The 12,106-nt window shown below is 39.0% G+C and carries 9 protein-coding genes; 3 read left to right on the top strand and 6 right to left on the bottom strand.

The window, feature by feature from the left end:
- Positions 1-192: 192 nt before the first annotated feature.
- A complete protein-coding gene (locus JKP34_RS15835; RefSeq protein ID WP_201923614.1) occupies positions 193-1,320 on the bottom strand; it encodes a CaiB/BaiF CoA transferase family protein in 1,128 nt (375 codons plus the stop codon).
- Positions 1,321-1,414: 94 nt separating this feature from the next.
- Between JKP34_RS15835 and JKP34_RS15840 the strand changes: the two genes are divergently transcribed.
- The 3 genes from JKP34_RS15840 to JKP34_RS15850 are packed head-to-tail and all read left to right on the top strand — an operon-like array spanning position 1,415 to position 3,929.
- Positions 1,415-2,644, top strand: coding sequence for a TlpA disulfide reductase family protein (locus JKP34_RS15840; RefSeq protein ID WP_201923617.1), 1,230 nt, complete (start codon positions 1,415-1,417; stop codon positions 2,642-2,644).
- A 27-nt stretch (positions 2,645-2,671) separates the two neighbouring features.
- Positions 2,672-3,253, top strand: a complete 582-nt coding sequence (locus tag JKP34_RS15845; protein WP_201923619.1) for a hypothetical protein — start codon at positions 2,672-2,674, stop codon at positions 3,251-3,253.
- Positions 3,240-3,929 (top strand): DUF2490 domain-containing protein, encoded by a 690-nt coding sequence (locus JKP34_RS15850; RefSeq protein WP_201923621.1) that lies wholly within the window; start codon positions 3,240-3,242, stop codon positions 3,927-3,929. The genes JKP34_RS15845 and JKP34_RS15850 overlap by 14 nt, the downstream gene beginning before the upstream one ends.
- Before the next feature lie 289 nt (positions 3,930-4,218).
- On the opposite strand, the gene JKP34_RS15855 is transcribed toward JKP34_RS15850, so the two are convergent.
- The 5 genes from JKP34_RS15855 to bglX form a co-directional block, all read right to left on the bottom strand.
- Positions 4,219-5,058, bottom strand: a complete 840-nt coding sequence (locus JKP34_RS15855; RefSeq protein ID WP_201923622.1) for an endonuclease/exonuclease/phosphatase family protein — start codon at positions 5,056-5,058, stop codon at positions 4,219-4,221.
- 164 nt (positions 5,059-5,222) lie between these two features.
- Complete coding sequence (locus tag JKP34_RS15860; RefSeq protein WP_201923624.1) at positions 5,223-6,170, bottom strand: alpha/beta hydrolase; 948 nt, start codon at positions 6,168-6,170, stop codon at positions 5,223-5,225.
- Between the two features lie 73 nt (positions 6,171-6,243).
- The gene (locus tag JKP34_RS15865; protein ID WP_201923626.1) at positions 6,244-8,088 is read right to left on the bottom strand and encodes a family 43 glycosylhydrolase; all 1,845 of its coding nucleotides are present in this window, start codon (positions 8,086-8,088) and stop codon (positions 6,244-6,246) included.
- Positions 8,085-9,782 (bottom strand): sulfatase family protein, encoded by a 1,698-nt coding sequence (locus JKP34_RS15870; RefSeq protein WP_201923628.1) that lies wholly within the window; start codon positions 9,780-9,782, stop codon positions 8,085-8,087. The genes JKP34_RS15865 and JKP34_RS15870 overlap by 4 nt, the downstream gene beginning before the upstream one ends.
- 20 nt (positions 9,783-9,802) lie before the next feature.
- Complete coding sequence (bglX, locus tag JKP34_RS15875) at positions 9,803-12,106, bottom strand: beta-glucosidase BglX (RefSeq protein WP_201923630.1); 2,304 nt, start codon at positions 12,104-12,106, stop codon at positions 9,803-9,805.

Here is a 12,106-nt window from a genome sequence, read left to right on the forward strand (position 1 = left end):
TAGCGACATTTCATACCACTTTCCCCCACTTTTTTCCACCTTCAAATAAATATTATTGAAATGATGACTGCATCTGTAGAAAAAGTGCAATTAGGTAGCTAAAATCAAGAAGAAGAGCCTGTTAAGGAGGTAGATGAATTTCCCTATTCTTTTACTCATTAAGGCTTTTACTCAGAATTTTTTGGCTTAACTCTATTCAAATGAAGCTATTCCACTGTTAAAAGAGGCTGGTGGGGTAATGTGGGGCATTTTTTCCATAAAGCTCATTTTAGCCACGAAGTTTTTCAGTCCTACAATCTGCTTTCCGTCTTTTATGGTAAGTTTCTGAGCCTCTTTTGATTGAAAAAGTGTAGCTATATCATTTAGTCTTCCGGACGGCACTTTCTTTCTTTCAAGTATTTCAAGCAATGTTATACTATCAAATCTTTGAATGCTCTCTTGCAAAAGAGTATTCAACTCCGTCCTGTTTTTCACTCTCTGTTTATTATTCTCAAATCGCAGATCATTTGCAATTGATTCAACATTCAAAGACTCACAAAGGAGCTTAAACTGTTTATCATTTCCTATAGCCAAAATTATTTGAGCCTTGTCGGCACAGGTAAAAAGTTTACCATATGGAGCAATATTCGGATGCTCGGCACCCATTTTCTGCGGGTTATAATCACCCACCAGGTAATTGGTTGCCTGATTCACCAAAGAAGAAACAGCTGCATCAAATAAAGAAACAGATACCCGGCTTCCCTCATTAGTTTTCAACCTGTGAATGTAAGCCAATAAAACCGCCTCCTTTAAATGGTGAGCAGCCAAAACATCTATCAAGGCAACGGGCATTTTTATGGACTCGCCACCGGGCTCCCCGTTCAAAAACATATAACCTGTTTCAGCCTGTAGAATAGCATCATACCCTACTTTCGGACTGTCATTCCCATAGCCGGTAATTTCAGCATAAATGAGTTGAGGATTAATATTTCTTAGCGTCTCATAATCAAGACCAAGTTTTTCTGAATCACCTGGTTTATAACTACTTATTAATAAATCGGCTTCTTTTATTAAATCTTTGAGAGTTGCCTGATCTCTTTCTGATTTCACATCGAGGGCTACACTAGTTTTACCTGCATTAACTGCAGAAAAATAAGCACTTACACTTGAGTTATCTGATTCCTCTGAAGTCTTCCAGCTTCGCGTAACATCACCTTTGGTTGCAGGATTCTCTACCTTTATTACTTTAGCACCAAGCTCTGCAAAAAACTGTCCTACCGAAGGGCCGGCAAGCACATTTGCAAGCTCCACGACTTTTAAAGAATCAAATATATGTTGCATAGCTTTTCAATTAAGTACTAAATTGCAAACATAAGGATTTCAGGCATATGACCTGTCATTGCATTTTTATGTTCTTAAGCCTTTTTTTATCGATATGAATAAGTTAAAAATTCTTTTTACGCTTCTTGCAATTAGTCTTCTTTCAAACTGCACTAACAACATAGAAAAGGCCGAGCTGGATGGTTTATGGATTGGCAAAATCTATATGCAGAATAAAGAGATGCCTTTCAAAATGTTAATTGAAGAAAAAGGTGACTCTACCGTAAAAGCTACCGTTATTAATGGTGCAGAGAAAATTGTACTTGATGAAATCACCAGACATGGCGATTCATTGCATATTCCTATGAATGTTTTTGATATCAGCCTCGATGTAGCCATTAAGAATAATACCCTTGCAGGTATTTATACCAAACACTATAAAGAAGGTTATGAACTACCTATCACTTTTGTAAAGGGTAATGACCGTTTTCTGATAGATAAAGCTGATGCCAAACCAGCTTCATTTGATGGCAAATGGGAAGTAGAATTCATAGAACCAGAAGAAAAAGACACCTCTAAAGCTGTCGGTATTTTTAAACAAAACGGCCACCAGGTAACAGGAACTTTTCTTACTCCTTTAGGAGACTACAGATACCTTGCAGGAGTAGCCGATGGCAATCAATTAAAGCTTAGCACCTTTGATGGAAACCATGCTTTCTTATTTGAAGCTGAAATGCAGAATGATGGTACCCTTAAAGGTGATTTCTATTCAGGAAAAGACTGGCATGAGTCATGGACTGCCTTTAGGAATGATGCAGCCAGTTTACCTGACCCTGATTCGCTTACCTATTTAAAGAAGGGTTATGACAGAATCTATTTCGAGTTCCCAAATTTGGAAGGTGAAATGGTGAAATTCCCTAACGACTCCTACAAAGACAAAGTGGTGATTTTACAGATTTTTGGTTCCTGGTGTCCAAATTGCATGGATGAAACCAAATTTTTAACCAAATGGTATGAAAATAATAAGGATAGAGGTGTAGAAATCATTGGCCTGGCATATGAAACCAAAGACAATTTTGAATATGCAAAATCTCGCGTAGAGCGTATGATCAAAAAGTGGGATGTAGGCTACAATTTTGTAATAGCAGGTACTGATGATAAAGAAGCGGCTTCCCAAACTCTGCCTATGCTCAACCGTGTGATCTCTTTCCCGACCATGATTATTATTGATAAAAATGGTGAAGTTGCAAAAATCCATACTGGATTTAATGGACCGGGTACCGGAGCCTATTATGATAAATTTGTTGAGGACTTCAACAAAACCATGGACAAATTACTTAACTAAGAAACCCTTTTAATATCGAAGTAAATTATGTTAAGATTTTTTTTAACATCGTGTCTTCTATTGTGCTACCTATCAGGATTTAGTCAGGATTCTGTAAAGGTTGAAGTTGAGAAAAGAATCAAAAAAGAAGACCTACCAATTATAATGGCTAATAGATTAGAATCACTTTTAGCTAATGCTTCAAAGATTAAATACTATCAGGAGCAGCAAAATGCGGTAACATTCTTTGAGGTAAAACTTAAACGAAATCAACAGCTATTAAGTGTAAAATTTGATAGTGCTGGTCAGGCCCTAGATGTTGAAGTTATCACTTCTTTCAATGATTTAAATAAAGTTACACAGGACTCTGTTAACGCCTACTTCAAAAAACACACATCTAAATTTGATATCAAAAAAATTCAGAAACGGTATACATCAAACACGTCAGATGTATTGGAGGCTTTCCTGAAAGGTGATGAAAAACTAACAATAAGCTATGAAATAGAAGTATTATTAAAATCAGAGAAGGCTAAGCATCATGGCTTTTTCGAATTACTGTTCGATAACCAAGGAAATTTTTTAAAAAAACGAAGAATACAATCCTCTCCGTCAGATTATGTACTTTACTAGAAAGCACTTTTTTATAGTTACATTCTTTCTACTATCCATAAAAGCTTACTCTCAAACACCTGCATACAGGTGGGAGCCTGGTTTTTCCATAAGCAAGCGGCTAACCAATAAGTGGCAGGCTAATGGGCAGTTCAAAGCACGGATACGTGCTAATGATTATGGTGATCAACAATGGAATCCTAAACTATTAATGATTGATGCCAGAGGCTATCTCACATACACTTTATTCAACCAATCTAAGTTGACCATTGGATATTTAACAAGAACTAATAATCCGCTGGAGGAAGACTCTAACGAAAAGAGAATTATAGAGCAATACGCCTTTTTCAGCCAAATCAATAAATACAGATATACCCATAAAATTACGCTTGAACAGCGCATGAGAGAAATAAACTATATCGGTAGGTTACGATATGCTTTGTCGTTTGATTTCCCGCTTAATGGCGAAAAGTTAGATAAACAAGAAATGTATTTTTACAGTAAGGTGGGTATGCTTTATTCCTTTAATAGCTATACACAAGGATTAGAAAACAGAGCGGCTTTGGGGATTGGAAGAATGTTAAAATCCGGTCATCGCTTTCAGCTAGACCTTGAATCACGGTTAAGCGGACTTTTGAACTGGAATGACAGGAGTTTAGCCTTACAATTTAACACTGTGTATTACATCAGTTATTGAGTATTATTACAGATGTGGAAAACTTTATCGGCAGAGTTTCTGTTTGGATAATCGTTGCATTAACTTTGCAGCCAACCTCGGTGTATTAAACATATTTTGGTGAACCTAACAAGTATAACAATACCGGGTGAAGCAGACTTGTAAAGCCAGGCCTCATCATGACGATTCTGTCATGACCTCGTTACCGATAACTCTGTAGCAGGATAACAGTGGAAGGCTGATCAGGCGAGCAGCCCAAATCCTGTAATAATCGGGGTTCACGCAATATCTTTGATATGCTGAGGTTTTTTTATTTCAGACGAATCTGCGCTTGCACGGGAAAATGATCTGAAGGATAATGCATTTCCTTGCTATCTGATAGTGTAGCATAACTCAAAACCTCCACTCCATCATTCACAAATATATAGTCAATTCTTCGCTTAGGCATTTCTGAAAATCTGAAAGCATTAAAGGTAGCTTCCGGTCCGTAAGGAGCCTTTTCACTTATTAAGTAGGAGTCTGATAGATTTTTAGTAATTAATTGATATGGCTCACTATCATTGGTAAAGTTAAAGTCACCCATAACTATTACGGCTGAATTCCCTGCAATTTCATTGACCTTTTTTGTGATGAGCCTGATACTATTCTTTCTGGCCTCTACTCCTACATGATCAAAATGGGCATTAAAAACATAGAAGGATTTCCCTGACTCTCTATTTTCAAAATGAGCCCAAGTGCAAATTCTTGTATTGGCTGCATCCCAACCTTTCGATGGTTTATCTGGCGTTTCTGATAGCCAGAAATTGCCTGATGATTTTAGCATAAATAATGTTGAGTCATAGAATATAGCACTGTACTCACCTTCTTGTTTGCCATCTTCACGAGCAACTCCCACATATGTATAATCAGACAGGGCATTGTCTATATCTTCCAATTGATTAAAAAGCCCTTCCTGTGTTCCAAAAATGTTTGGCTGATGGTACTTCAATAAACCAATCAAATGCTCCTTCCTGTTATTCCAGTTATTAACCTGATCATTTCTATCATCAAACTTGATGTTGTAAGTCATTAATTTGACAGGCTTTTGCAGCTGAGCTTCAGATAGAAATGAACAGCTTAGGAAAAAGATGAATGTTGCTAAATATTTCATGTGAGAATTTTTAAGATCAAATAATTCGTTATCAGTCCGTAATTAAGTTTCAATGGTAATTGCGAGTAAAGGAAGTAATCTTTATTCGAAGAGATTGCTTCACTTTGTCGGTCTTCGCCTACAAGAGTTCGCAATAACCAGATACATTTATTAGTCACAATAATTCAATCCAAACACACTTCAGGCGTTTCGGTAAAATCACAGTTTTCATTGACCATCAATACTTCATGTAGCTGGCGGAATTTCTGCTTTACTACATCATAGTAAACGAAATCCGCCACTTCCTCACGGTAATGCTTAAAAGGCTTTCCCGCCCAGGAATGATTATCACCACAACCAGTTAAAAGATAATAACCTTTATTTAACGACTCCATCTTTTTTGCTATGCTGCCAGCACCATGGAGCATTAAATAGCCTACATCTTCCTGATCACAATAATGGTGAGGTGCAGAACCATAAGGCACCAGGTTATCACAGCTTCCATGGAAAAGCTGGATGGGCATAGCGCTTTGCTCGTTGATCAAATCAATATCGAAAATAGCGCCTGCCATACTGATAAGTCCGCCATATTTGAAGTCAGCAGGAAGTGCCTGTTGCGTTTCGGACCAGAAGGCTGCATGTAACACAGCCTCTGCACCCGCACTGCTCCCTGCCAATATCACTTTAGTTGGGTCAATTCTGAACTCTTCACGCCTGTTGATCAAATAGTTAGTAGACTTATTAATTTCAGTTGCTACTTGTTTAAAAGTAGCCATCTTATTAGCAGCTGCCTGATCGCAACTGAAAGATTTACCCTTCATGGTTAAGGTGTATGACATGCTAGCTGTAACGATTCCCCTGCGTGCCATATTTCTACAGAACTCTTTGATTTCAGGTTCATTTCTCGCACCACCAGCAAAGCCTCCGCCATGCACAAATAGTATCATAGGTCGCTGCTGTAAAGTATCTTCTGTGGACTGATAAATATCCAGCTGTAGCGGATCTGCATCAGTCACTAAATAGGTCAAAGTCTTTTCTGAAACTTCATCGAAAATCTGATTCTTATATCGCTGTCCTATTGAGGAAAAACCGATTAATAGAAGCGAAAGAAGTAGAGTTGATGTTTTTAGCATAGCTTTATGAGTTGCGAGTTATGAGCTTTGAGTTACGAGTATTTAGTTATTAGTTGCAAGCTGATTGTTTAAATTAATCGGTATATAGTATTTCACTTTTAGCTGAGATGCCATTTTCATTAAAAGCTTCTACTTGGTAATAATACCCTTGATCAGTATTTAAAGCTCTCAATTCGTAATTTGGCTTATCGTACATCAAAGCCGAGAGGTTTAATCTATCCTTCTTAATCCCCCAATAAATCACATAGCCTGCGGCATCCTGCACTGCATCCCATGTCAAATCAGTATTTCTCCTATCAGATTGCCTTGATACTTTAAAGTTAGCAGGAGTGGCTGGCTTGGCCTGATGTCCTTTTCCGAATACTCTGAATTCAGAAATAGACAGGTAATTGTTAGTACAATATTTATGATCATACTTTACATATCTGGCTTCAGCCGGTTCATCCAATTCAATATAAGCATGTGGCATATCTTTCTGGTTGTTGGACAAATCAGCCATGGCAAACCAATTTTCACCATCTGTTGAGCCTAGAATTTCAAACTGCTGTTTTAGTGTATCTGGTCTGCCGTAAATATCACTTCTGAAATCCTGAAAATTAATTTGCACAGCATTGATAGTCATCACCTCTCCTAAATCAACCTTTACATAAATAGAATCATGGTTGGCCTTCGACACCCAATAAGACCTGATTTCTTCATCATTAATTTTATTGATATCAAACTCTCTGATTTGCTCCAACATATAGCCCGATGAACTTTCATCCACCACATTGATATCATCCTTGACCTCAGGAGAATTAGTGCTCACCTCCTTATTATAAGAAAGCAACATCCAGCCTGTAAAGCGTTTTTTATGATTATCAACCTTTGTTTCAGGTAAATAATGTGGATAATCACCATAAGCAGTATTTACAAACATTTGTCCTTCTTCACCTTCAAAACCTGCCGGATACATCCCTATTCTTCGTTCAAACTTATAATTCACAGAAATAGCCATGGTGGCGAAGTGCCAATAGTTGCCATTATTATCTTTCACTGTACTGCCATGACCAGAACCTTTCAGAAAGCCTCCCGGTTTGTATGAAATTGGGTTGTAATCGGCATAAGTAAAAGGGCCAAGCGGACTGTCACTTGTATAAACACCATCGGCATAAACATTCCACTGTGTGCCAGGCGCACCATATTCCAAATAATACTTTCCATTATTCTTCACCATCCAGGGTCCTTCAATGTACGGACCAATATCTGATTTGTGGTCTTGACCGAAACGTTCCCAACCATGCTTATCAGCATCCAGATTAAATAAATCCTGTTGCTCACCTATTGGAACAAAGTAATTGTCAGGATCAAGTTCTACACCACGGATAGGCCATTTATTTGATGATTCCTCAAATAGATATACTCTGTTATCATCATCCACAAATAAATCCGGATCTTGTATACCCTGCGGCATATTGAGTACCGCAAAGTTGGTTTGCCAATCACCTTTTTCAGGGGTTGCTGTTTCTATAATAGGACCACTTCCGGTAGGATCGCCATAAGCGATAATTTTATCTTTATAAACTGCCGCAGCAGGTGCATTGCTTCCCTGAAAATACCAGGCTTGTGGCCTGATGAATTGCCAATTGCTCATGTCATCAGAAACCCAATAACCGTGAGAGCGCGTAACAAACATATAATATTTGCCTTTGAAATTAACTACAGCAGGATCAGCCCCTGAACGATAAGACACTCTGTTCTTAGCCCTATAATGCGACATGTAAGAATAATCTATATCGATTGGGTTGCAGTAGGTTTTATAGTTCTTTTTTGCCTCTTGCTGCTCAGTTTTATCATTTCTCGTTTGCTCATTCTGGCCATCCTTTTGACAGCTAATAAGCATTACAGCCGAAAGTAAAATAATTAAGGTGCGCTTCATTGTCCTACTTTTATGTCTTTATCATTAATGGGATCATAGGCAGTTCCTGTATTGCCTCTGAGCTTCTCAAATTGTTTGTAAGCTCGCTCTACTTTTTCTTTTGGAGCCTGTTCAAATTCCTTTTTGGTCACTTTATAAACTTGCTGTAATGAATCCAAAGTAGTCCTAAGTCTGTCTTCAATAGCATCGTAAGCCGGGTTATCAATTTGGTTATGAATTTCCTTTGGGTCTTCCTCAAGATCATATAATTCCCAGGTATCAATATCATCATAGAAATGCATGAGTTTATAGCGCTCCGTTCGCACTCCATAATGCTTCTTCACCATATGAAATGCAGGATAATCATAATAATGATAGTAAACAGCATCTCGAAAATTGTCATCTTTCATGGTATTTTCGAGCAGTGGTTTTAAGGATTTCCCTTGCATATCTGCCGGAACAGCTACTCCTGCATAATCAAGAAATGTTTCAGGGAAGTCAAGATTTTGCGTGAGGGCACCAATTCGCGAGCCTGGCTTTATATGATTAGGATATTTCATCAAGAGTGGCATCGCCAGTGATTCCTCATACATATAGCGCTTATCGAACCAGCCCTTCTCCCCTAAATAAAAGCCCTGGTCGGTGGTGTAAACCACTATGGTATTTTCCGCTAAACCGTTCTTTTCTAAATAATCTAAAACTTTACCCACACCTTCATCTACTGCCGCAATAGTCGCCAGGTATTCATGTAAATACCGCTGCCCTTTCCATTCTGCCAATGCTCGCCCGGAAAGATTTGCCTCATGAAAAGAATCGTTCTTGGCTTGATAAGCTTCATCCCATTGCCTTCTTTGTTCAGGCGTCATTCGTTCAAAGTCAGTAGTCCAGGGATTATGTGCCAACTCAGGACTACCCTTTTCTTTGGTCATCTTCAAATCATGACCTTCATACATATCTTGATAAATTGTTTGCTGTTGCTCTTTGGAACCAAGAGAACCAGCATGATCAGTGAAGTAGGTTTCAGGTAACGGAAACTCAACAGAATCATATTTATTGACATGACGCAAAGCCGGCATCCAGTTTCTGTGAGGGGCTTTATGATGAATCATTAACATAAAAGGCTGATTACTACCTTCAGCATTTTTAAGAAACTGCAACGCTTCTTCTGTAATAATATCAGTAGCGTAACCATGAATTCTGGTGGTATCAACCTGATTGGTGGATGTATCCACTTTGAGAAAATCAGGATTATAATAATTACCCTGATCTGTTAGTATATTCCAATAATCGAAGCCTTGAGGATAACCTGCCAGATGCCATTTACCTACAATTCCTGTTTTGTAACCAGCTTGCTGCAATAGCTTAGGAAAGGTTTGCTGATCCCCATTGAATCGCTCGCCATTCATGCGGAAACCATTGACATGGCTAAACTTGCCCGTAAGCACCACTGCCCGGCTAGGTCCGCAAATAGAATTAGTACAAAAGTTGTTCTCAAAAAGCGCACCTTCAGCAGCTATGCGATCTATATTAGGAGTTGGTGCAAGTTGACTTACAGGATGACCATAGGCGCTTATCGCTTGCTCAGCATGATCATCAGCCATAATATATATAATATTTGGTCGCTTCGAAGCTGCTTCATTTTCAACTTGCTTCTTATTCCCTTCAGAACAGGCCGAGGAGAGGAAAATAATAAACAGTAGGAAATAATTTCTCATCTGTTAATTTTTAAGTTTAGCTATTTAGTAAGACTGAAGTCAGCTTCTAAACCTTCCGCTGAACTTGGCCCCACAAATACTTTGAAATCACCCGGCTCTGCATAGAAACTCATATCCTGATGATAAAAAGCCAGGTCATCAGCAGTTAAACTGAATGTAACTATTTTACTTTCACCCGGAGCCAGTTCAATTTTTTGAAAGCCTTTCAGTTCTTTAACAGGTCTTGTAATAGAGCCCACCAAGTCTCTGGTGTAAAGCTGTACCACTTCTTTCCCTTTACGATCACCTGTATTAGCAACCTCCACAGACACTTTTAATGTCCCATCCATTGAGATTGAATCCGCGCTTAATACCAAGTTTCCATAATCAAAATTGGTGTAGCTCAAACCATAACCAAAAGGATAAAGCGGCTCGTTGGAAACATCCAGATAATTGGACTTAAATTTTTGAAACCATTGTCCATCAGGCAGCGGACGTCCCGTATTTTTATGACTATAATAGATTGGTACTTGCCCTACATTCTGTGGCCATGTCATAGTCAATTTCCCTGAAGGGTTTACATCTCCAAAAACTACATCAGCAATGGCATCACCCGCTTCGCTACCAGCAAACCACACATTTAGGATAGATGGCATATTTTCATCTTCCCATTTTAAAGCCAACGGTCTTCCTGTAAATAAAACAGTAACTACCGGCTTGCCCGTTTTTAATAACGCCTTTAACAAATTGCGTTGAGATTTCGGTAATTCAATATCTGATCTACTTGAACTTTCACCACTCATTTCTGATGCTTCCCCAACAGCAGCTATAACAACATCTGCTTTTTGTGCCGCCTGAACCGCTTCCTTAATCATAGCCTCTTCAGAGCGGTTATCTCTGTGCGTATTTTTGCCGAAAACGCTGAATCTTTTTTCCAATTCAGGGTCAGAAACGAAATTGGCTCCTCGTGCATGAATTATATTCGCCTGATCGCCAATAGCATTTTCAAGACCTTTACGCAAAGAAATCGCCTTGTCTACCTGGCCTGCTACACTCCAGGTACCATTCATATTTTCTTTATTATCGGCCAAAGGGCCAACCAGCGCTATGGTACCGGATTTTTTAATCGGTAAAATATTGCCTTCATTTTTTAAGAGCACAAATGATTGGGCTGCGGTTTCTCTCGCTGTCTTCCTGTTCTTCTCGGAAAATATTTCCTGCTTACCTCTTTCTACATCACAATATTTATAAGGATCATCAAACAAACCCAATTGGTATTTCGCTTCCAGCATTCTTCGGCAAGCTTTATCAATATCAGCCTCAGTTACTTTACCCTCTTCTAAAGATTTCTTAAGTGTGGTAAGAAATCCTTCTCCTACCATATCCATATCTACACCTGCCTTTAAAGCTAAGGCAGAAACCTGCTGCAGGTCACCCATTCCGTGCGCCATCATTTCATTGATAGCCGTATAGTCGGTCACTACAAATCCATCGAAACCCCATGCTTCACGGAGAATATCATGCATTAGCCATTTATTGGCACTGGCAGGAACGCCATCTATTTCATTGAAGGATGTCATAACACTACCTACACCGGCATCAACGGCTGCTTTGTAAGGAGGGAAATAGTCGTTGTACATTCTTAGTCGGCTCATGTCCGTAGTGTTGTAATCTCTGCCAGCTTCGGCTGCACCGTAAAGAGCGAAATGCTTCACGCAAGCCATGATAGTATTAGGATCAGCCAAATCTGTCCCCTGATAACCTTTCACCATTGCCTTGGCAATCTGTGCCCCTAGATAAGAATCTTCACCCGATCCTTCAGAAGCTCTACCCCAACGAGGATCGACAGAAATATCTGTCATGGGTGAGAAGGTCCATGCGATGCCATCAGCACTTACTTCTTTGGCAGCAACTCTTGCCGATTGCTCTATTAAGTCCATATCCCAAGTACAGGAAAGCCCTAAAGGAATAGGAAAAATGGTTTTGTAACCATGGATTACATCCATACCAAATATTAGCGGAATACCATGTGGTGATTGCTCAACAGCTATCTTTTGCACTTCTCTGATTCGCTCAGCAGACTGAATATTGAATAATCCTCCTACTTTGCCTTCCTTAATGCTTCCTGCAATATTAGAGTTGGCGGCTTCTCCGGTAGTAAAGGCTCCGGAAGTAGGTAAATTCAGCTGGCCGATTTTTTCATCTAAACTCATTTCATTCATCAATGAGTCTATAAAGGCGGTTTGGTCATTACCTTCAGTTGATTTATTTTCTGAAGGACTGCATGCCACGATCATTGAAAAAGCAGCAGCAGAAATTATGGTTGTAAGCGATCTGGTTATCAT

Origin of the sequence: Marivirga atlantica, from assembly GCF_016734805.1 — a bacterium.
Lineage (GTDB): Bacteria > Bacteroidota > Bacteroidia > Cytophagales > Cyclobacteriaceae > Marivirga > Marivirga atlantica.